The following is a 20,529-nucleotide window of genomic DNA, read 5'->3' on the forward strand; positions in this document are numbered from 1 at the left end:
ACAGTTTTACTACAATTGATAATTCACTTTACCATGTTGAATATCCACTAAATTGTCGGTGATTTGCATGATTTCCTTTTTGGAGTGGCTAATGTAAATCATCGGGATGTTAATTTCGGTGGATACTAATTTTAAGAACGGTAATATCTGATTTTTCAGTCTGTCATCTAAAGAAGCTAGCGGCTCATCTAGCATTAATAACCTTGGTGAGCTTAGTAGGGCGCGCCCCAAGGCTACACGTTGTTTTTCACCACCAGAGAGTTGATGTGGACGTTGCTTTAATAAAGCTTCAAGTTCTAGCAATGCAACGATTTGTTTCAGCTGAAATTGCTGGTTTTTTACTGGTGTAAAATTTAAGGCATAGCTTAAGTTATGTTCGACGGTGAGATGCGGAAATAAGCGCCCCTCTTGAAATACTAAACCAATTTTACGCTGATGAATCGGCTTGTTGATGCGTGCTTGGCTATCAAATAAACACTCACCATCTATCACAATGCGGCCACTATCGGGCTGTGTGATGCCTGCAATGATACTTAATAACGTGCTTTTACCTGCGCCAGAGGGGCCATATATTGCCGTAACACGTTGACTTAATTGCAGTGAGGCATCTAACTCAAAGTGTTTGCGCTTAAGGCGTACTTGAACTTCAATCATGGTGACGACCAATATTCTGATTGGCTTTACGTTCTAGCCTATCGCTGATCATCAATGCGCCCAGCGCCAGTGCCATGCTCAAGATAACCAGTCGTAGCGCAGGCAAATCGCCATCGGGAATCTGCGTGTAGCTATAAATGGCTAATGGCAGTGTACGTGTTTCATTTTCAATATTACCGACAAAGGTAATGGTTGCACCAAACTCACCCAAGCTGCGACTAAATGCCAGAATCAAGCCGGTAATAATGCCTGGCATAGATAGCGGTAAAGTAATGGTGAAAAATACTTTTAGCGGATGTGCACCTAAAGATTGCGCTGCAATCTCCAAGCCTTTATCTACTTGTGAAATCGCTAATCTTGCTGAACGTACCATTAGTGGAAATGCCATGACTGCAGAAGCGACCACCGCGCCCATCCAAGTAAAGGCTAAGCTGATACCAAAAATATTATGCAAGTATTTGCCGATTAAACCTTGGTTACCCAATAATAGTAGAAGCAAGAAGCCCGGCACTACAGGCGGTAACACTAAAGGTAAATGCACAAGGCTATCAAGCAACGATTTACCAAAGAATGATTTTCTGGCGAGCACCCAAGCCACTACAACTGCGGGCACTAAAATCAGTACGACACAAAATAGCGCCACCTTTAAAGACAGCGCTAATATGCTTATTTCAGATGGTGTGAATCGTAATATATCTAGCATATAGGGTTATTAAAACTTTTATATAAATTCTCAAGGCAGGTTGGCTAAAGAAGATTAATAGTGAAGCCATATTTGATAAAGATTGCCTTTGCTTTTTCGGATTTTAAATAATCATAAAAGCCGGTAGCTGCAGGACTTGCAGTTTTTACCAGTGCCAAAGGATACACAATTAAGTCGTGACTCGTATCAGGGAACGCAGATAAAACTTCAACTTTGTTTGATACCTTGGCATCGGTCGCATAAACAATACCTGCATCACACTCACCGCGCTCAACAAACACTAAAGCTGCTCGCACGTCTTGTGTGCCAACAATACGCATTTTAACGGCATCCCACCAATTAAGATTTTTTAATGATTGCTTCGCGTAAATTCCAACTGGCACAGACTCTAATTCACCTGTACATAATTTTCCACTAAAAGCCCCTACAATATTAAAGCCTTTGTCCATTTCTACCTTAAATGCTTTATTTTTAGGCGCAATCAGCACTAATTGATTGCCTAATAAATTCACTTTGCTATCGACTTTAAGTAGAGATTTGTCTTGCAGATAACTCATCCACTTGGTATCTGCTGAGATAAAAATATCCGCAGGCGCGCCTTTTTCAATTTGTTTAGCTAATGTGGAGGACGAGGCAAATGAAGTTTGAATTTGCACAGCCTGTTCTTTTTCATATTGAGCAGCGATGTCAGTGATGGCGTTGGTTAAGCTTGCTGCGGCAAATATCGTGACTTTATCCTGAGCATTTGACGCGATGCTCATCAACATGAGCATCGCGCTAAGTATCAGCTTGATATAACTATTTTTAATCATGATTTTTACCTATTAATATTGATGATGATTTTGAATTGAACTGACCTTAGAAATCTAACTGAGCGCGCATGGTCAATGCATCTTCTTTGTCGTTTAGCTTGCCATTCACGTTGATGTTCGTATCAAATTTTGTATGCACATAATTCATCATGATGCGTGTGTATGGGTTGAGTATCCATTTGGCGCCAAGCGTCCATGCATCGGCTTCGTTGGTGCCGAGTACAATGCCGCCAGTTTTAGATGGTGTAAATACACCTGCAGCACATGTCCCTGCTGGCGTGATTGAGCCATCGCCGATATTTCGCACAGTTGTTGCCGCAGAACATCCACCGCCTGCAAATGCAAAGTCGCTCGCATCAAACTTGCTATACCTTAAGCCAAGCTCTAACGCTCCCCAGCCATTTTTATTGATTTCAAAATTGCTTTTAGGCAAGATGCGACCAAATTGACCGTCTTTGTAACTGTCTGCATAGTTCTCACCTGTGACTAACCACATCGCTTCTGCGTACCAAGCTTTAACGTCTTTATCATAATCTCTTGCTGGAGTAGCTCCTGTACCCGTTGTTGCCGCAGATGTTCCTTGATAATTAGATACATCATATTCTCCTTGAAGTTTCACTGGACCGTGCGCCAAAGCCGTTTCAACGCCGTAACGTGTTCTATCTACGCTATCTCCAGTAAAGGCTGCTGGGGCAAAAAAGTTCACGCCACGTGCTTCAGTTTGGCTTGCAGATGCGCTTGCTGTGGCTTGTATACCATGGTTATACCAACCACCAACATGCGTCACGGTTTTATCCCATCCTACCCATTGTGCTGGGTTGATTGTTGCGCGTAAGGTGACATCCTTGCCGTCTTTACTCTGCGCTGTGCCAAGCGCTTCATCATTGCCTTGACCTGTTCCATTTGTCACAGCAAAAGCATAAGTGCTGCCTTTAAACGGTGTGCCATAGACTATGGCGCCTCGCTCATAAATATCATCACCAAACGTGTTGTAGGCTAGTGAGCGCTCAAGAAAATCTGAATAGGTATCAGTTGTTGAGTTTTCTAAACTTTTGAATGTTTTAAACTGACCGATACGAAACTTAGCTTGCGGCCACCAATTGGCTTCTACATAGCCATTCACAAGCCGCGTGCTAGCGGCTGAGTGATCAATCTCTAAACGAAGTAAATAGTTTTGATAAAAACCTAACTGTGTGTTAAATCGTGCGCGACGGATGCTCCAAGTATCAGGATTACCCTCATCGCCGCTGAATGAGCGGTAGTCAGCTTGAACACGTCCATTAAACTGTAAGTTCCAATTGCCAGTGCCATCTTCAAATTTAATCCCTTCTTTGAAATTGGCGTAGACAGGATTGCCTTTGCTGTTGCCTTTTTCTTCAGATTTGGCAATTTTTGACTGGCTGACTTGGTTGCTTATTCCAACAAGCTCTTTGGTTAACACGTCTATTTGTTTGTCTTGCTCGGCACGTTGATCTATCAACTGTTGTACTTTTAGCTCTAAACTCTTAATACGCGCTGCTGCATCATCATCTTGCGCAAACAATGTGGTTGGAAAAGCAGTCGTAATCGCTAAAACAAGCAGTGATTTCGAAAAATGATGATTAATTTGCATGGCTATCCCCTTAGATTCTTTCTATGTAAGTTGTCTTTTATATACTCAATTTTTTATTTATACCTAATACTTTTTAGGCGCACGGCTTATTACTCACATTTAACCATAACTAACGCTATATTCAAACAGGAATAGCGGTGGCTGAATTAATTTTTATCTTGCAAATGGAAGGTGGTTTTTATTTAATCAGACTTTTTCAGATTACTGAGAATGTGGTTCAGCTCAACTTCGACAGCAGCTTGCGCCTTAGTGACAAGATCTCGATAGTTTTTCAGAATAAAACGACCGAAATCGGTGAGCTGTGCGCCGCCACCATGATGACCACCAGGTGAGCTGCTTACTAGGGGCTGATTAAACGATTTATTCATGACGTCTACCAGCTCCCAAGCTCTGCGATACGACATATGCATTTGCTTGGCTGCGGATGAAATAGAACCGCAAGCGTCAATAGTTTCTAGCAACTCAGCTTTACCTGGCCCCATGACTACTGAGCTGTCGTTTGCAATTCTTATCTTAAGTTGATTATTCGCCATGGCATCAGTGTAATATATTTCAGCCGCCGCTAATGAATTTAGCATTAAATCAGCTAAGCTTTTAGTGCCATGGGTTATTTGAATTTAACTAGTTACGTCTTAAAATCTCGCACCACGAATGTTACAAACTTTTACCGCAGGATTTTCTGCGGTCATCATATCAATAGCACTTACTTTCTGTAGCGTTTCGGCCTTAGATTCTGGCTGGGCGGCGGTAATTGTGCAATCTACGCATTTACCTTTTGATTCTTCGTAGCCTTTGATCGCCTCTAAGCCTTTCACATTGGTCATAATCGTTCCATCTAATATGGCTTCACCAAATTTTGCACCTGTAATGTCCGCGCCAGTTAAATCTGCTTTACTAAAGTCCGCGCGAAACAAATCGGTATTGCGTAAGTTTGCACCTCTAAAATCGGCAAATCTGAAGTTAGAGCGATTGATGTCAGCACCTTCAAAATTAGTGTGGGCGAATTTTCCGCCAATCGCATCAAAGCGCATCGCGCCCATCGGTTGGTTGCCAATATCTAAACCAAAGCGCCCTCTAATGACGGTAGCATCACTCATGTTGACGTTGCCTAGCGTGCCTATCATGCGTGCATTGGTGAGGTTTGCACCTTGAAAGTTGGTTTTATCAAAGATTGCCTGAAAGATAGTCGCGTCAGTTAAATCAGCACCGCTTAAGTTGGCATCTTCAAGTCTGGCAAGATTCAGATAACTTTTTTGCATATTGGCACCACTTAAATTTGCACCGCGTAAATAAGCGCCAAAGAAGCTGGTATTGACCATTTTGCAATGACGTAAATCCATTTTATCGAACTCTAAATATCCGGCGTCTTTATTACTTAAGTCACAATTTGTGCTGTTAATTTGCTTAAGTGCATCGGCTTGACTGATTTTTTCACGTTCTGGTTCAACATCTTTAACTGCTTTATCTGCATTTTTGGCATAAAAGGCACTCGCTTTATTGATGACTTCTTGCGGATTGGCTAAAAATGCTGCTCTTGCGGCTTCACCACTGAAGCAATAAGTTTTACCACCAAATACTTCTTTAATTTCACAGTTAGTCGTAAATGAGATGCCTTGTGATAAACCATTGGTACATTGATTATTAAACTCTGCGGCGTAGGAGTGGCTACTTAGCATTAGACCGATGACTATTGTTAATTGTTTGATTATATTCATATAGTTCTCCAATGTTCTGCTTTATGGTTAAGCAGCTAAATGCATTATTCACTCTTGATTGCTAATACTTTGTAACTAATGTCACATAACGATAAATAACTACTACTAAGACTATTGATTGGTCGGTTAGTTTCTCTAATGAAAATCATTAGTTACAAATTCGTAACAATTGTCTGTAGTCCAAACAGAAAATAGACGCGTTAACTCACCATCTGCAAAATAAATCGCAGAGATTGAATGTTAAAAGTGCTAATTTTTGAATTCAATCCATCGCGCTAATTAGGCGTAACTAAGGTCTAGCGACTTAACTTAAATCATAAAAGTCAGCTAGACAAAAAGGAGAAATAAAATGAGTTTTGTAAAAAACGTGCGAGTAAAAATGTTAGTACCAGCTTTATTGACTGCAGTGTTTGCAGTGCCAGCAATGGCTGATCAATATTCTGATACAGCCCGCGTGCTTTCATCAACACCTCAAATAGAGCGTGTGAATGTGCCGCGCCAAGAATGCCGTACAGAATATCAACAACAAAGCTATAGCAATGGCGGTAATAATTCTATGGCTGGTGCCATCATCGGTGGTATTGCTGGTGGTTTGCTAGGTAATACTGTGGGTCGTGGTAATGGCCGTGTTGCTGCCGCTGCGGTGGGTGCTGGTGTAGGTGCCATAGCCGGTAATAGTATCGCGAATAATCAACGTGGTTACGGCGGTACGCGTAGCGTGCCAGTGCAAACATGTTACCAAGTTGATAATTGGCAAAGTGTGACTACAGGTTATTTAGTGAGCTATGAATACAACGGTAGAACTTATAGCACTGTCACGAATGAACAGCCTGGCCGCTATATTGATGTGAATGTAGCAATAGAGCCACGTAGCCGTGTAGTTTCGCAAGTAAGTTATGTGGAGCCTGCTAACTACAATAGAGGCTGGGATGATGATCATGATAGCCATGACCGCGGTCGCCGTGGTTGGGATAAACATGATGATGACCGAGGTGACAGACGTTACTATTAAGCCTCACTGTAAAAATCGTAAGTAAAGATAGCAGTTAATTAAATAATAGTTTATTAGTCTAGCCCATAAAGCTAGGCAATGATTAAACCCAGTAGCCCCAAAGAGGTTGCTGGGTTTTTTTATATTTCAGAATTTCCTATGCGAAATCACCCATGCAATGATGCTTGCAAGTAAAATCTAGCCTATAGGTATTATTAAGATGAGTCTTGTGTGAAATTAACGGTAGATTGCGTTTTAAACCATGAGTTAGCCAACTTGCAAGGTGCAAGTGCATTGTCACGTCTGCTGGCAAAAGCTCAGGTTGCACAATTGAACGTACCATTAGAAGCCTTAATTTCTCAGCAATTTGGATTAAATGAAAAGGGCGACTTGCCTATTGCCGCCATTAGTGCCGCGGCGGATGGCTTAGCGGTAAGTGATAGTTATTGGCTGCGAGCCGACCCAGTGCATTTTGTGATGCAGCGAGATTGTTTTAGTCTAAGTGAACCCGCACCGTTGTTCATAAAGCCAGAACATGCAACGCTGATGGTTGCCAGTTTAAATAAACATTTTGAACAAGATGGCTTGGTATTCTGTATTGGCAAATCAGGCGCATGGTATTTGCATGCGGATAAAGTTGCGCACATTGCAACAACCTTGCCCAGCGTGGCTATGGATAAAAACGTGCATCACTTTATGCCGCAAGGTGTAGATTCTGCAAAGTGGAAATCTATACTGAATGAAGTGCAAATGCTGCTGCATGATCACTCAGCCAATGAAGCACGCGAATCTAGTGGTGAGCTTGTGGTAAATAGTGTTTGGTTGTCTGGCGGCGGCGTCATGCCATCATCTAAGGTGTTGCAGCATGATGTTGATTTAATCATTGCGAATGATGTTTTAAACCAAGGTTTGGCAGCATGGGCAAATATATCTTGCCAGCCCGTAGCTGCGAGTTTAGATAAAATTTTGCAGAGTACGGCACAGCATGTGCGGCTAACATTGCCACAAAGTAATCACTCTCAAACTAATGGCTTAGATGAAACTTGGATTACATCTTTATTTGCCGCATTAAGAAATAAACAGATTGAGCAACTCACTTTGAATTTAGGTTTTTATGAAAAATGCTTAGTGGTTGTGATTAAACCGTTAGATATCTATAAGTTTTGGCGAAAACCAAAACCTATTATGCAATATCTGGAATGACCAAGATCAAATGACCAAAATTGTACAACGTAATATTCCATCTCAAGCAGCGCAGGCTTTGCAAGCATCAGGCGCATCCTCACTGATGGCGCGGTTATTGGCGGCACGCGGCATTAGCGATGCAAATCAACTCAGCATTTATTTAAGCAATCTATTGCCCCCTAATACGCTGACCAATAACGTAGCCATGGCAAAGCTATTGGCTGATGCGATTCAAGCCAATAAAAAATTACTGGTGATTGGTGATTACGACGCTGATGGTGCTACCGCAACGGCTGTCGCCGTGAAAGGACTAAAAGCTTTTGGCGCAACGGTCGATTTTTTAGTACCAAATCGCTTTGAATACGGATATGGCTTAACGCCTGAGATTGTAGCGCTAGCTGCTATGCAGCAACCTGATGTGATTATTACCGTCGATAATGGTATTGCCAGTGTAGATGGCGTAGCAGCAGCGAATGCGCTTGGCATACAGGTGTTAATTACTGATCATCATTTACCAGGCCAAGTCACGCCAGAAGCTGCTTGTATTATTAACCCTAATCAACATGGTTGTAGTTTCGCCAGCAAGAATCTGGCTGGCGTAGGCGTAATGTTTTATTGCTTACTCGGTTTGCGTGCTGAAATGCGAGAGCGTGGTCTTTTTGCAGAAAAGCCAGAGCCAAATTTAACAGAATTACTCGATTTAGTCGCATTGGGTACAGTGGCAGATTTGGTGAAGCTAGATGATAATAATCGCATTCTAGTCGAACAAGGTTTGCGCAGAATCCGTGCAGGCGCTTGTTCGCAAGGCATATTGGCTTTATTAAGAGTTGCAGGCCGTCAGCCGCAAAGTACCAATGCACAAGATTTAGGTTTTTATGTAGGCCCTCGTTTGAACGCCGCTGGCAGGCTGGATGATATGACTTTAGGCATACAATGTTTACTTGCCGAATCTGAACTTGAAGCCACAACAATTGCACAGCGTTTGCAAGATTTAAACGTGCAGCGCCGCAGCATAGAAGCTGACATGCAAGATGGCGCAAGCCTGTCGTTGGAAGAGATTAATATTGATAATCAATTTGCGATTAGCATTTATCAGGAAGATTGGCACCAAGGCGTCATTGGTATTTTGGCATCGCGCATTAAAGAGCGCTATCACCGCCCTGTGATTGCCTTTGCAAGTGCTGGTGATGGCTTGCTTAAAGGGTCGGGTAGATCTATTGCTAGTTTGCATTTACGCGATGCGCTTGATTTGCTCAGTAAACATCAGCCAGATTTAATTTTAAAGTTTGGTGGGCACGCCATGGCTGCTGGCCTCACTATTAAGCAGGTTGATTTTGAATTGTTCAATCAAAGTTTTGAGGCTGTAGTGAAAAGCTTGATTACTGAAGCCGATTTGGAGTCCGTGTTAGAGGTTGACGGTAGCTTGAGCAAAAGCGAAATGACTTTTGCAACGGCACAAGCGCTGGAAAACCAAGTATGGGGGCAGGGGTTCGCAACACCATTGTTTTATGATGAGTTTGAAGTGCTGAATCAGCGTTTGCTAGGCGAAAAACATCTTAAACTTAGCTTGAAAAAAGATGCAAGTGTCATTGATGCGATTTATTTTAATCACGCCGAGTTTTTACCAAGCACAATTCAAGTCGCTTATCAGTTGCAAACCAATAGTTATAACGGTACGCAAAAAGTGCAACTGAATCTACGTTATGTGGCGATTTAAATCTGATTAGTCGTCGCTTTTTTCTTTTAGCGTATCAAGGCTAGCGGCATATTCGACATGTTCTTTCTTCAAATGAGATATCCACCAGTCTTTTAAAAATTTAAGTAATATAAAAGCATCTTTATAGGCGATGGCTTCTTGGGCAGCAGCGTCTACATCTTTTGTGAATTGCTTTTGAGCCATAATGTGCTTATGTAACTCTTTATATCCTGCCTTAGATAATATTCCTTCTTCAGTTTTGAAGTGAAAGCTAGAGTAGCTTTTAATAATATTGAGCGTTGGTGCAAGCGCAGAAAGCCCCCAACCCTCTTGGATGAAATAGTAGAGTGAGTTAATGGTGGCAACAATCGCGCGATGTTGCTCATCAATAATGGGAACACCAATATCATCATGTGGTTTCCAAACAATATAAAGTACATTCATCATAAAGTATTCTCACCTATAGCAATGTTATGTGATTCTGGTTTTGTCTTAGCTACGAGTAGTCGTATAAAATATCTCCAATGCGGATTGAGTAAATTTTATGGCTAAGTTTATGACTATAATAGTCTACAGGTCTTTAAGCTTACCCTTAATTAAGGCGTAATAAGCAGGCCAGTTCTGCTTTTGGTCATTAAGCAACGTGATGGATTTATCTTACAATCTTTAGCAAACTTTAGGATTTGATATCATCAAAACAGCACAATCTAACCCTCATTTGTTAATGCAAAGCATGCTGGGAAACACTTTGCCAGCACGTAAAGTTGATGCGCATAAAGGCACATTCGGCAGTCTGGCGATTATTGGTGGTGGCGCTAGCATGGTCGGCGCTGTGTTGCTGTCAGCCAGAGCTGCCTTGTTGAGCGGTACAGGGCGAGTTTATGCAGCTTGTTTATCAAGCAACTCGCCTAGTGTTGATATGCTGCACCCTGAAATCATGTTTCGCAAACCAGCTGACTTAACTAACTTAGCGCAACTGGATTGTGTTGTGATTGGTCCTGGGCTTGGTCAATCACAAGCAGCTATCGAGATGTTGGAGTTCTGGTTGAGTCAAAATGTAGTGTTATTGATAGATGCTGATGCGCTTAATCTAATGGCTAAACATTCATATTTAACTGCAATTTGCAAAAAGCGCCATGCTGAAACAGTCATTACGCCTCACGCTGGAGAAGCCGCTAGATTGCTTGATGTGACTAGCGAAGATATTCAGCAAAACCGAACTGAAAGCGCACTTAAGTTAGCGCACATTCTGCATGCGACCTGCGTGCTTAAAGGTGCTAATACCGTGGTGGCATATGACGATGGCAATTACTTTATTAACTCTACAGGCAATGTTGGTCTCGCTAGTGGAGGCACTGGGGATGTACTGAGTGGCATTATTGGCAGCTTCTTAGCACAGGGTGTAAGTGGCTTAAATGCAGCTAAGTTAGGTGTTTTTGTACATGGAGCGGCGGCCGATGCACTAGTTGCAAAAGGAGTCGGCCCGGTAGGTCTTGTTGCATCAGAGGTTGCGATTGAGGCACGGAATATCATTAATCAATTAAGCTCACAGTCTGCCTAGTTAATCTTAACGTCTAGTTAAACGATGACTATCCACAATTAAAAATGTAAAATCCTGTTTGTAAATATCAACTAAGGTTAGCATGGGTAAAAAATTAGTCGTTGCCAATTGGAAAATGCATGGCAATATGGCCGAAAATAAGCGGTTGCTTCAAGCTTATATTAATCAGCTGTCCTCCCTAAAAAATACTGATGTTGTTGTTTGTGTGCCATATCCTTATCTAGCGCAAGCGCAATCCATGTTGCAAAATACCAATATCGCTTGGGGTGCGCAAAATTTAAGTAAAGATGCAGTAGGGGCACACACAGGTGAAGTGAGCGCCGCAATGATTAAAGACTTTGGTGCAAGCTATGTGATTATTGGTCATTCGGAACGTGCAACGGCCTATTGTGAATCAGATGAAAATATCGCCACTAAATTTGTGCAAGCGCAAGCGCATGGTTTAACGCCTATTTTGTGCGTGGGTGAAACTTTGATTGAACGCGAAGCAGGTGTCATGCAAATGGTGGTTGGTAAGCAATTAGATACTATTATCAGTACATATGGCGCAGCCGTATTTGCTAAATCAGTGGTTTCATATGAGCCAATTTGGGCCATTGGTACAGGTCTAGCTGCAAGTTCTGATCAAGCGCAAAGCATGCACGAATTTATTCGTGGCAAGGTTGCTATGCTAGATAAAGAGGCTGCAGCAAGCATGAAAATCCTCTATGGGGGCAGCGTAAACCCGCAAAATGCGGTACAATTATTCGTTATGCAGGATATAGACGGAGGTCTTGTCGGCAAGTGCTCATTAAATGCACAAGAATTTGAACAAATATGTCGCGTTGCAGCCTAAAAAGGCGTAACAAATTATTGCGGTATGAGTTCTGTATTGGTTGTAAAAATTAAATAGCATTAGGTGGAAAATGGAAAAATTAGTATTAGTAATTCATGTGATTGCAGCGCTAGGCGTGATTGCCTTGGTTCTTTTGCAGCATGGCAAAGGCGCTGATATGGGCGCTTCATTTGGTAGCGGCGCATCTGGCAGCTTATTCGGTGTGTCTGGCTCGGCTAACTTTATGAGCCGCGCAACGGCGGTTTTTGTGTTGATATTCTTCACTACAAGTTTAACGCTAGCTTACATGTCTAGCCATAAAGAGGGTGGTGGCAGTGTGGTTAAAGTCTTGGCAGAGAAAAGTGCTGTTGTGAATGCCTCTTCTTCAGCAGCAAAAACTGATGCTGTTACTCCGCCAGTAGTGCCGGCGCAAGATATACCAAAATAGTTAGATATTCTGAGCTAGTCTCAGAAAATTGCCGTCGTGGTGGAATTGGTAGACACGCAACCTTGAGGTGGTTGTGACGAATAGTCGTGAGAGTTCGAGTCTCTCCGTCGGCACCAAGTAGCAGTAAATCCTCATAAAATCCTAATCAATATAATCGGTTAATGTATTTTTACTTTGTGATGAGTATTACCTATAAGGTTCGCAATTGACTGGTTATTTTTTGAGGCTGTTGTATACAGAATTGGCTATGCTCTTTTTAAACTGTAAGCTTGTGTAAGCAATTCTCAAGTAGAATGTTACCTTTAGTAATTGAATCCTACTTAACAACTAGAGGATATAGATGCTTTTTGTAATTGATTTTGATGGTACGCTTTCTGTTGGTGACACGGTAGATGCAATGCTTGAGCGATTCGCAGATGATCGATGGAAAGATCTTGAAGACGAATGGTTAAACGGTAATATTACCGCTATAGAATGCATGAAGCAGCAGTTAGATTTGGTTGAGGTTGATCAAGTTACTCTGGAGAATTTCTTTCGCGGCATTCAGCTTGATGCTAGTTTTATTCCATTTCATAAATATATTAGCCAATTCGCTAAAGTAGCGATAGTCAGTGATGGCTTAGATCATGCGATTGATGTGGCTACTCACAATGCTGCAATTCCCGAAATGCCGATTTATGCAAATAAACTAACGTTTAAGCCTAATGGTGTGTCAATTAGCTACCCATATCGCAACACAGAATGCAAAGCAGGTAATGGCGTGTGTAAGTGTCAAATTGCTGAGCAGTTATCTTCAGATGTGGGTGGTCCTGTGGTGTTAATTGGTGATGGTAAATCTGACTATTGCTTGGCTAAACATGCGGACGTTGTGTTTGCAAAAGGCAAATTAATTACTCATTGTGAGCAAGAAAATATTCCTTTTAGAAGGTTTCAGACGTTTGCTGAAGTTTTAGATGTGGTCAAAAAATGGGATTCTGCCAAAAAGCTTACAGCGAGAGCGTTGACAGGTCAGCAAGTAGCGTAAAATAGTTGCTAATCAAGCAGTAATATTACAACTACAGTTTAATTTATAGCTTAATTTATAAAATAACTTTGAGAATGAAAGAGTGCTTTTGATGGATGCAAAGATAATTGAGATTTTAGATAAAAATAACAAATATTGCTCACATGGCGATACTGTGAATTATGCAGATCCACCAAAAGTGTTTGAAGATTGCCAAGGCAGCTTCTTGTTCGATGAAAATAAAACACCATATTTAGATTGGCAAATGTGGTATTCCGCGGTGAACTTTGGTTATAAAAACAAGCGTTTATCAGATGCTTTGCATAAGCAAGTAGACACATTGCCGCAGTTAGCTAGTCAATATTTACATAAAGAAAAAGTAGAGTTAGCAGAAATAATTTGTAAATACATGGAAGATAAATACGGTGAAAAAGGCCGCGTTCACTTTAATGTAGGCGGCGCTCAAGCTGTTGAGGATTCATTGAAATTAGTACGTAACCATACAGGTAAAACACATCAGTTTGCCTTTATGGGTGGTTACCATGGACGTACGCTTGGCGCTTCAGCTATTACATCTAGCTTCCGCTATCGTCGTCGTTTTGGTAACTTTGCTGATCGAGCACATTTTGTACCATATCCATATTGCTTCCGTTGTCCGTACGACATGAAAGTGGAGACCTGCAACACATATTGCCATACACAGTTTGAAAAATTATTTGAAACTGAATATCAATCAGTTTTAGATGTGAAAACAAATGAGAGTGAATTTGGAGCGTTCTACATTGAACCTATGCAAGGTACTGGAGGTTACATTATTCCACCAGAAGGTTACATGGCTAAACTCCAAGAAAGCTTAAGAAAACGTAATATATTACTTGTTGCCGATGAAATTCAAATGGGTGTTTACCGTACAGGTAAATTATGGTCTTGGGAAAACTTTGGAATCGTTCCAGATGTGTTTGTATTCGGTAAAGCGATTACAAACGGCTTAAATCCGCTTTCAGGTATTTGGGCTAAAGAAGAGTATATTAATCCAGAGAAATTTCCTCCAGGAACTACGCACTCAACTTTTGCCTCTAATCCGCTAGGTACAGCAGTGGCTTTAGAAGTGCTGAAAATGACGGCTGAGGGTGATTTTGAGGCGCAGGTTAATGAACGTGGTGCATACTTTCTAAAAGCGATTGAAGGTTTAAAATCGCGCTGGAAATGTGTGGGTGATGTCAGTGGCTTAGGTTTGGCATTGCGTATTGAGTTATGCACTGATGATGGCTTTACTGCCAGCCGTCAATTAGCAGACCAAATGTTTAATGAAGGCTTAAAAGGCGATATTGATATTGGCGGTAAAATGTATGGCTTAGTGCTAGACATTGGTGGCTATCAAAAGAATGTAATTACTTTGGCACCATCGTTATTGATTACGAATGAAGAAATTGATCTAGGTATCCAATTGTTTGAATCTTTACTTAAACGCTGCGGCGCTAAGTAATCGTTGCTGAACATTAGAATACTATAAAGATATGAGTAATCACGTGCACGATGCTTTTGAAAAGCCAAGTTCAGGAAAGCCTACTATTGATGAGTTGTTGGGGCCTGTTGGTTTTATCGAGCGTAAAGGTAGTGTAGGCGTATTGTTGGTTCATGGCCTTACGGGCACGCCTACTGAGATGAAGCAGTTTGGCAAAGTGATTGCTCGTAAGGGCTTCACTGTTGCTTGCCCTGAACTGGCAGGGCATTGTGCTACCATCGAAGCGCTATCAGCTACTAAATGGCATGATTGGTACTTGTCAATTGAGAAGGCATTTGATGCACTTAAACAAGAGTGTGATCATGTATTTGTAGCAGGTCTTTCTATGGGCGCTTTGATTGCACTTTTACTCGCGGCAAAAAAAGGCAATCAAGTTGCTGGCGTTATTCTACTTTCAACAACGTTTTTTTACGATGGTTGGAACGTACCAAAATTAAAGCAAGCAATCTTATTACCACTTGTACTTTATACACCGCTTAAATATTTTGTACATTGGGAAGAAACCTCTCCATATGGCATTAAAGATGAGCGTACGCGTGCATTAGTACATGCTATTTTAGAAAATCGCGATAATCAGGCGGCAGATAAAATTGGCTATTTCAAAACGCCAGCCACTGTGATTCTAGAAAGTGTGCGTTTGATTAATGCGACTAAAAAAGCGCTGAAACAGGTGATTGTGCCAACTTTAATTGTTCATGCAACAGAAGATGATATGGCTAGTATTAAAAACGCACATTACACACAAGCGAATATCTCATCCGAAACTGTAGAAACCTTTTTTGTCGATGACACTTACCATGTACTTACGCTCGACAAACGTAAAGATGATGTTGCTAAGCGGGCTGCTCAGTTTTGCAAAGAACAAGCACACATATTAACTTCGAACGCTAAAATTTTAATCGCTGCATAGAAGTTGCTGAGAAGTGAATAGATAATGACAACAAATGATAAAGTAAACCCAAGTATTGAAGAAGTTTCAAATGCATTAGCAAAAATGATTGCTGATAAAATGGAAATTGATATTGCGACTATTCTGCCTGAAAGTAATTTACAAGAGCTAGGATTAGATTCGCTTGATACCTTTGATATTATTTTTAGCGCGGAAGATTACTTTAAAATTAAAGTACCTAACGACCAAGTAAATATTACTACCTTGCATGATGTTGCAATCTTGGTGCATCAGCTAATACTTACTCAGAAACCTTAAAGTTTAGAACAGAAATTTAAAATAGATATGGCTTATTCGTCAAATGCGCAACGGGTAGTCATTACTGGCTTAAGTATCGTGTCACCGCTCGGTAATAGCCTTGCCGAGTTAACAAAAAATGTATTTTCTGGCATTTCTGGTATCAAGCGCTTAGATACTCCATTTGTAGATCAAATGGATTGCAAAATAGCCGCGCAAGCTCAATTCAATCCTGAAGACTACTTCACTAAACATACCTACTCAATGTTGGACCGCACTAGTCAGATTGCGCTACATACTAGTATAGAGGCGATTAAGGATGCCCACTTAACTATAGATGATGCCTTGAAACCTCGCATGGGCATATATCTTGGAACAGGTATGGGCGGCGCGCAGTCTGTGGAAGATGGTTATGTTAGACTTTTTAAAGATGGTGCGAGTAGATTAAAGCCTTTTACCGTGTTGATGGGTATGAATAATGCAGCGGCTTCGGCCATTGCTTTAGAGCATAAACTCACCGGTCCTAATCAAACTTTCTCTACGGCATGTTCTTCATCCGCAGTGGCTATTGGCGAAGCTTCTAGATTGATTCGTCATGGATATGCTGACGTGATGTTAGCTGGTGGTACAGAAGCACTCTTGACCTTTGGTACGATGAAAGCATGGGAAGCCTTAAGAACACTGGCAGAAGAAGATCCCAGTGATATTGGCGCCTCTTGTAAGCCATTCTCGGTAAACCGCACAGGCTTAGTACTTGGTGAAGGGGCTGCGATGCTTGTATTAGAGTCTTATGAACATGCGGTCGCGCGTGGCGCTAAGATATATGCAGAGGTTGCAGGCTATGGTGCTGCGAATGATTGTAACCACATAACACAACCCTCCGTGAATGGGCAGTCTGCAACTATGCAAGCAGCGCTCAATGATGCAAATTTAAGCGCAAATGCAATTCAATATATTAACGCGCATGGTACTGGTACAAAGCTAAATGATATTACTGAAACCAATTCTATTAAGAAGGTGTTTGGTTCACATGCGCATGAATTGAGCGTTAGCTCGACTAAGTCTATGCATGGTCATTTGATGGGTGCGGCAGGCGCGCTTGAGGCAGTCATCACTACGCTCGCAGTGCATAGCAACACACTGCCACCTACAATTAATCTAGCGCATCCAGATCCTGAATGCGATTTAGATTATGTGCCTAATCACTCTAAAACCTTACCAAAGCTTGAATATGCTATGTCAAATTCATTTGCGTTTGGCGGTACAGGCGCTGCTTTGATTCTGAAAAAATTAAACTGATGATGTTTCTTCCGTGCAAAGCGGTAAGAAATATTTATCATTTCAACAAAAAATATTAAGCATCATATTAACCTTCGCTAGGTAAATTCTCTTTGTCTACACTCGCCATTTTTGTTTGGTTGTTAAATATCGTTGTTGATACTACAGGGCATATTGCGTTCAAATATGCAGCTGTTACCGAGAGTGAAAGCGAACTTCTGCGTTGGAAAAGCATGTTGTCATCTTTGCCACTCTGGGTTGGTATATTCTGCTTTTGTTTAGAGTTTATGTTGTGGTTAGTTTTGCTTTCCATGCTGCCATTGTCGCTTGGTATATTGCTTAGTGGGTTCAATACTGTAGCCATCATGATTGCTGGCAGGTTGATCTTTAAAGAAATGTTAGACCCTTTACGTATTATAGGCATCACCTTTATTACAGTGGGAGTGGCACTGGTTGGGGGCTACGCGTGAAGAAGCTATATTTCTATGCCATCGGCTTTGCAATCTTAATCGCTTTTGATACCTTAACGCAGGTTTCTATTAAACTTGCATCTGTACAAGCTGGCGCATTTGTAATGAGTGTAGATTGGTTACTAGTTGTGCTGTATAACCCTTGGTTATACGCGGCTGTGCTAGGTTACATAGGGGCATTTTTTGCTTGGATGACTTTGTTAAAGCACGCCCCAGTCGGCCCTGCGTTTGCAGCTTCGCATTTAGGGCTAATTCCAGTATTGCTGATTTCAGCCAGCTATTTTGGTGAAAAGCTGACCACTATGCAATTACTAGGTGCTGTGAGCATCATGGTTGGCATTGTGTTCTTGAGTTTAAGTGAGGCTAAGTATCCACATGGCTAGTATCCTTATGAATAAAGCGTAATTAAGGCAAAGCAACATGGCTCATTTATTTCATGAACCGCCACCAACTGCTGGCTTGCCTCTTTCAATGTCGGATTTTTTACCAAGTAAAACTTCGCTTGAAGAAGGTTTAGCGGTTTTTTTACAGCAAGAATATGTACAAATTGAAAGTTCAGGTACGGCGGCTATTATGGTTGCACTGGCAGCACTTAAGCACTTAAGTAATCGCCGTTCCGTCATTATTCCCGCATACACTTGCCCATTTGTACCGCTCGCTATTTTGCGCTGTGGCCTAAAACCAATTATTTGTGAAACTAAAAAGAATCATTTTGATTTTTGCTTAACCTCGCTTGAATCCGCTTGTGATGAAGATACCTTGGCGATTATGCCTACTCACCTTGGTGGACGCGTTGCAGACCTAGCTAGCATTATGAAAATCGCGCAAAAATGTGGTGCCTATGTGGTGGAAGATGCCGCACAAGCCTTAGGCGCGCGTTGGCAGGGGCAGTTGGTTGGTACGCTTGGTGATATTGGCTGTTATAGCTTAGGCGTAGGTAAGGGCTTAACCATTTACGGTGGTGGTGCAGTTATTGCACGTAAAAGTGAAGTGCGAGAGGCGTTAAAAACCACCCATGTTGAAATCGTACCTTTTAAACTGACATGGGAAATACAGCGATTATTAGGCCTGATTGGCTATTATGTATTTTATCGGCCGCTAGGTTTAGGTCTTGTTTTTGGCATGCCATTACGGAAGAACCTTCAAGAAGGTAAGTTAATTGAGGCGGTAGGGGATGACTGTTTAGCCGACTTCCCTGTACATCATGTAGGGCGTTGGCGTAAAGCCATTGGGGCAAAAGCCTTAATGAGATTACCCGATTTTCATGAGGTCAGCCGCAAGCAAGCGTTTAATCGTAAGGCGCAACTCTGCAAAATTCATGGCATAAACGTGATGGACGATGCCGAAGGAGACACAGGCACATGGCCATATCTTTTGGTATTAATGCCTACGCAACAATCGCGAGATGCTGCCTTGGCAGAGCTTTGGTCAGCCAAACTGGGCGTAGGGCGTTTATTCATATATGCTTTGTGTGACTATGAATATTTGCCCTTTAGTGAAGTTAAAGCGCCCAATGCACAAGACTTTGCAGCACGTACATTAACCATCACGAATAGCCCGTGGCTGGACGAGAGCGATTTTTCGAAGATTTATGAAGTATTGGAACGCGTAATTGGTTGAATATACGATTAACTGGTTGAATTCTGAATCAGAGATTGCCTCTGAGTTATGGGAAGCCTGCTTTCCTGCGCCCTTTGAAGGTCGCTGGTGGTACAAAGTACTTGAGCAATGCGGCATTGCCGACCAATTCACATTTTTATACGCACAAGTCAGTGACTCCAACGGCCCAATCGCAATAGCACCAGCTTTTGTTATGAACGTGCCGATGCGATTAGTATTGCCAGCACCACTATTGCCATTAGCAAATATTGTTGGAAAAGCCATACCATCCGCTTTGTACCAACGCACGCTATTTATCGGCTCACCTTGCAGCGATGAGGGCAGGGTAGGCATGCTCAATAACGTCAATCGTGTTGAAGTGCTGCGTCTCGTCAATGACTCAATGGTGCTTCAAGCCAGAAAGCTCAATGCATCTATGCGCGTTTGGAAAGATTTTCCGCAGGAGTATGCACCAGACTTTGCCGCATTCCCGTCTAACTTATTCCCATTAGTCAGCTTCCCCGGTACTGTGGTGGAGTTACCAAACTCGACTAAAGAAGGCTATTTAAGCACCCTTAAATCGTCACGCCGCAATAAGTTAAAAAAGAAATTAAAAGCTGCGGCAGGCGCACCTGTAGATGTAGAAGTCATTCAGCAGCCAGATAACGCCATAATGGATGAGATTTTCAACCTGTTTTGGCAAACCTATGAAAAAGGCTCAACCAAATTCGAGCGATTAAATCGCAAGTTCTTTGATTTAATCGCTGCTGAAAAACACGCTTATTTTGTGGTGCTAAAAGAGCGCGAAAGCAAACGAGTAGTTGCATTTATGCTGTGCTTTGCAATGGGCGACCATGTCATTAATAAATTCATCGGCATAGATTATACAAAACCAAAAGAGTGGTTTTTATATTTCAGATTATGGGAAGTCGCAGTTGATTGGTCTGCCTCTATTAAAGCAAAATCCATACAGAGCGGTCAAACTGGTTACTCGGCAAAAGTTGAATTGGGTAATCAGTTGATCCCTCTCACTAATTACTGTCAGCATAATAATTCGATCGTCCATTGGGTGTATGCTAAGGTGGCAAGAACCATTAATTGGGATACATTAGATGAGGATTTAGCGATTTATTTGAAGGCATATCCTGATGAAAAGCCAAAGTTGCAGTAAGGCCTTACTGATTAATTGCTCTGTAGTAACATTTCGATTTTATGATTGTCGATTTACTGGAGTTTGAATTGTTCTGGTGTGTCTAAATTAATCACAGACGCAGGGT

Annotated in this window: 22 protein-coding genes and 1 tRNA gene; 16 read left to right on the forward strand and 7 right to left on the reverse strand. The window is 41.8% G+C overall.

Annotation, left to right across the window (positions count from 1 at the left end; all coding sequences use genetic code 11):
* Positions 1 to 9: 9 nt before the first annotated feature.
* From PSU72_RS08810 to PSU72_RS08835, 6 genes are all read right to left on the reverse strand, one after another.
* On the reverse strand, positions 10 to 654 hold the full coding sequence (locus PSU72_RS08810; protein ID WP_300431970.1) for a molybdenum ABC transporter ATP-binding protein: 645 nt from the start codon (positions 652 to 654) through the stop codon (positions 10 to 12).
* Positions 647 to 1,357 carry a molybdate ABC transporter permease subunit gene (gene modB / locus PSU72_RS08815; RefSeq protein WP_013148551.1) on the reverse strand — a complete coding sequence of 237 codons (711 nt, stop codon included), beginning with the start codon at positions 1,355 to 1,357 and terminating at the stop codon, positions 647 to 649. The genes PSU72_RS08810 and modB overlap by 8 nt, the downstream gene beginning before the upstream one ends.
* 44 nt (positions 1,358 to 1,401) lie before the next feature.
* On the reverse strand, positions 1,402 to 2,169 hold the full coding sequence (gene modA / locus PSU72_RS08820; RefSeq protein WP_300431971.1) for a molybdate ABC transporter substrate-binding protein: 768 nt from the start codon (positions 2,167 to 2,169) through the stop codon (positions 1,402 to 1,404).
* A 46-nt stretch (positions 2,170 to 2,215) separates the two neighbouring features.
* Positions 2,216 to 3,781, reverse strand: a complete 1,566-nt coding sequence (locus PSU72_RS08825; protein ID WP_300431972.1) for a porin — start codon at positions 3,779 to 3,781, stop codon at positions 2,216 to 2,218.
* 182 nt (positions 3,782 to 3,963) lie between these two features.
* Positions 3,964 to 4,359, reverse strand: coding sequence for a LysR family transcriptional regulator (locus PSU72_RS08830; RefSeq protein ID WP_300431973.1), 396 nt, complete (start codon positions 4,357 to 4,359; stop codon positions 3,964 to 3,966).
* A gap of 54 nt (positions 4,360 to 4,413) precedes the next feature.
* Entirely contained in the window at positions 4,414 to 5,496 is a 1,083-nt protein-coding gene (locus PSU72_RS08835; protein WP_300431975.1) for a pentapeptide repeat-containing protein, read from the reverse strand.
* Between the two features lie 349 nt (positions 5,497 to 5,845).
* Here PSU72_RS08835 and PSU72_RS08840 point away from each other — a divergent pair, with 349 nt between their 5' ends.
* The 3 genes from PSU72_RS08840 to recJ all read left to right on the forward strand — a co-directional run bounded on the left by PSU72_RS08840 (position 5,846) and on the right by recJ (position 9,389).
* Positions 5,846 to 6,508, forward strand: coding sequence for a glycine zipper 2TM domain-containing protein (locus tag PSU72_RS08840; RefSeq protein WP_300431976.1), 663 nt, complete (start codon positions 5,846 to 5,848; stop codon positions 6,506 to 6,508).
* Positions 6,509 to 6,718: 210 nt separating this feature from the next.
* Entirely contained in the window at positions 6,719 to 7,690 is a 972-nt protein-coding gene (locus PSU72_RS08845; protein ID WP_300431977.1) for a hypothetical protein, read from the forward strand.
* A 10-nt stretch (positions 7,691 to 7,700) separates the two neighbouring features.
* Positions 7,701 to 9,389 carry a single-stranded-DNA-specific exonuclease RecJ gene (recJ, locus tag PSU72_RS08850; protein ID WP_300431978.1) on the forward strand — a complete coding sequence of 563 codons (1,689 nt, stop codon included), beginning with the start codon at positions 7,701 to 7,703 and terminating at the stop codon, positions 9,387 to 9,389.
* Positions 9,390 to 9,395: 6 nt separating this feature from the next.
* Here the strand turns inward: recJ and PSU72_RS08855 are convergent, their stop codons facing one another.
* A complete protein-coding gene (locus PSU72_RS08855) occupies positions 9,396 to 9,815 on the reverse strand; it encodes a hemerythrin family protein (RefSeq protein ID WP_300431979.1) in 420 nt (139 codons plus the stop codon).
* Between the two features lie 286 nt (positions 9,816 to 10,101).
* Here PSU72_RS08855 and PSU72_RS08860 point away from each other — a divergent pair, with 286 nt between their 5' ends.
* From PSU72_RS08860 to PSU72_RS08920, 13 genes are all read left to right on the forward strand, one after another.
* Positions 10,102 to 10,929, forward strand: coding sequence for an NAD(P)H-hydrate dehydratase (locus PSU72_RS08860; protein ID WP_300431981.1), 828 nt, complete (start codon positions 10,102 to 10,104; stop codon positions 10,927 to 10,929).
* An 82-nt stretch (positions 10,930 to 11,011) separates the two neighbouring features.
* Entirely contained in the window at positions 11,012 to 11,764 is a 753-nt protein-coding gene (gene tpiA, locus PSU72_RS08865; RefSeq protein ID WP_300431982.1) for a triose-phosphate isomerase, read from the forward strand.
* Between the two features lie 70 nt (positions 11,765 to 11,834).
* Positions 11,835 to 12,191 (forward strand): preprotein translocase subunit SecG, encoded by a 357-nt coding sequence (gene secG, locus PSU72_RS08870; RefSeq protein ID WP_300431984.1) that lies wholly within the window; start codon positions 11,835 to 11,837, stop codon positions 12,189 to 12,191.
* Between the two features lie 30 nt (positions 12,192 to 12,221).
* Positions 12,222 to 12,307, forward strand: a tRNA-Leu gene (locus PSU72_RS08875).
* Between the two features lie 224 nt (positions 12,308 to 12,531).
* Positions 12,532 to 13,215 (forward strand): MtnX-like HAD-IB family phosphatase, encoded by a 684-nt coding sequence (locus PSU72_RS08880; protein WP_300431985.1) that lies wholly within the window; start codon positions 12,532 to 12,534, stop codon positions 13,213 to 13,215.
* A gap of 91 nt (positions 13,216 to 13,306) precedes the next feature.
* Complete coding sequence (locus tag PSU72_RS08885; RefSeq protein ID WP_300431986.1) at positions 13,307 to 14,680, forward strand: aminotransferase class III-fold pyridoxal phosphate-dependent enzyme; 1,374 nt, start codon at positions 13,307 to 13,309, stop codon at positions 14,678 to 14,680.
* Positions 14,681 to 14,711: 31 nt separating this feature from the next.
* Positions 14,712 to 15,629, forward strand: a complete 918-nt coding sequence (locus PSU72_RS08890; RefSeq protein ID WP_300431987.1) for an alpha/beta fold hydrolase — start codon at positions 14,712 to 14,714, stop codon at positions 15,627 to 15,629.
* Positions 15,630 to 15,653: 24 nt separating this feature from the next.
* Complete coding sequence (locus tag PSU72_RS08895; protein WP_300431989.1) at positions 15,654 to 15,926, forward strand: phosphopantetheine-binding protein; 273 nt, start codon at positions 15,654 to 15,656, stop codon at positions 15,924 to 15,926.
* A gap of 27 nt (positions 15,927 to 15,953) precedes the next feature.
* On the forward strand, positions 15,954 to 17,204 hold the full coding sequence (locus tag PSU72_RS08900; RefSeq protein WP_300431990.1) for a beta-ketoacyl-[acyl-carrier-protein] synthase family protein: 1,251 nt from the start codon (positions 15,954 to 15,956) through the stop codon (positions 17,202 to 17,204).
* 92 nt (positions 17,205 to 17,296) lie between these two features.
* Positions 17,297 to 17,653 (forward strand): EamA family transporter, encoded by a 357-nt coding sequence (locus PSU72_RS08905; RefSeq protein WP_300431991.1) that lies wholly within the window; start codon positions 17,297 to 17,299, stop codon positions 17,651 to 17,653.
* The gene (locus PSU72_RS08910) at positions 17,650 to 18,036 is read left to right on the forward strand and encodes an EamA family transporter (RefSeq protein ID WP_300431992.1); all 387 of its coding nucleotides are present in this window, start codon (positions 17,650 to 17,652) and stop codon (positions 18,034 to 18,036) included. The genes PSU72_RS08905 and PSU72_RS08910 overlap by 4 nt, the downstream gene beginning before the upstream one ends.
* Positions 18,037 to 18,073: 37 nt before the next feature.
* Positions 18,074 to 19,273 (forward strand): aminotransferase class I/II-fold pyridoxal phosphate-dependent enzyme, encoded by a 1,200-nt coding sequence (locus PSU72_RS08915; protein ID WP_300431994.1) that lies wholly within the window; start codon positions 18,074 to 18,076, stop codon positions 19,271 to 19,273.
* Positions 19,266 to 20,423: a GNAT family N-acetyltransferase gene (locus tag PSU72_RS08920; protein WP_300431995.1), complete on the forward strand. Its 1,158-nt coding sequence runs from the start codon at positions 19,266 to 19,268 to the stop codon at positions 20,421 to 20,423. Before PSU72_RS08915 ends, PSU72_RS08920 begins: the two co-directional genes overlap by 8 nt.
* Positions 20,424 to 20,529 lie beyond the last annotated feature (106 nt).

The sequence above is a fragment of the Methylotenera sp. genome, from assembly GCF_029945535.1.
Lineage (GTDB): Bacteria > Pseudomonadota > Gammaproteobacteria > Burkholderiales > Methylophilaceae > Methylotenera.

What these genes read in the sequence shown, in the direction of transcription:
- PSU72_RS08810 (WP_300431970.1), bottom strand. Translation starts at nt 654, where the DNA reads ATGATTGAAGTTCAAGTACGCCTTAAGCGCAAACACTTTGAGTTAGAT.
- modB (WP_013148551.1), bottom strand. Translation starts at nt 1,357, where the DNA reads ATGCTAGATATATTACGATTCACACCATCTGAAATAAGCATATTAGCG.
- modA (WP_300431971.1), bottom strand. Translation starts at nt 2,169, where the DNA reads ATGATTAAAAATAGTTATATCAAGCTGATACTTAGCGCGATGCTCATG.
- PSU72_RS08825 (WP_300431972.1), bottom strand. Translation starts at nt 3,781, where the DNA reads ATGCAAATTAATCATCATTTTTCGAAATCACTGCTTGTTTTAGCGATT.
- PSU72_RS08830 (WP_300431973.1), bottom strand. Translation starts at nt 4,359, where the DNA reads ATGCTAAATTCATTAGCGGCGGCTGAAATATATTACACTGATGCCATG.
- PSU72_RS08835 (WP_300431975.1), bottom strand. Translation starts at nt 5,496, where the DNA reads ATGAATATAATCAAACAATTAACAATAGTCATCGGTCTAATGCTAAGT.
- PSU72_RS08840 (WP_300431976.1), top strand. Translation starts at nt 5,846, where the DNA reads ATGAGTTTTGTAAAAAACGTGCGAGTAAAAATGTTAGTACCAGCTTTA.
- recJ (WP_300431978.1), top strand. Translation starts at nt 7,701, where the DNA reads ATGACCAAAATTGTACAACGTAATATTCCATCTCAAGCAGCGCAGGCT.
- PSU72_RS08855 (WP_300431979.1), bottom strand. Translation starts at nt 9,815, where the DNA reads ATGATGAATGTACTTTATATTGTTTGGAAACCACATGATGATATTGGT.
- PSU72_RS08860 (WP_300431981.1), top strand. Translation starts at nt 10,102, where the DNA reads ATGCTGGGAAACACTTTGCCAGCACGTAAAGTTGATGCGCATAAAGGC.
- tpiA (WP_300431982.1), top strand. Translation starts at nt 11,012, where the DNA reads ATGGGTAAAAAATTAGTCGTTGCCAATTGGAAAATGCATGGCAATATG.
- secG (WP_300431984.1), top strand. Translation starts at nt 11,835, where the DNA reads ATGGAAAAATTAGTATTAGTAATTCATGTGATTGCAGCGCTAGGCGTG.
- PSU72_RS08880 (WP_300431985.1), top strand. Translation starts at nt 12,532, where the DNA reads ATGCTTTTTGTAATTGATTTTGATGGTACGCTTTCTGTTGGTGACACG.
- PSU72_RS08885 (WP_300431986.1), top strand. Translation starts at nt 13,307, where the DNA reads ATGGATGCAAAGATAATTGAGATTTTAGATAAAAATAACAAATATTGC.
- PSU72_RS08890 (WP_300431987.1), top strand. Translation starts at nt 14,712, where the DNA reads ATGAGTAATCACGTGCACGATGCTTTTGAAAAGCCAAGTTCAGGAAAG.
- PSU72_RS08895 (WP_300431989.1), top strand. Translation starts at nt 15,654, where the DNA reads ATGACAACAAATGATAAAGTAAACCCAAGTATTGAAGAAGTTTCAAAT.
- PSU72_RS08900 (WP_300431990.1), top strand. Translation starts at nt 15,954, where the DNA reads ATGGCTTATTCGTCAAATGCGCAACGGGTAGTCATTACTGGCTTAAGT.
- PSU72_RS08915 (WP_300431994.1), top strand. Translation starts at nt 18,074, where the DNA reads ATGGCTCATTTATTTCATGAACCGCCACCAACTGCTGGCTTGCCTCTT.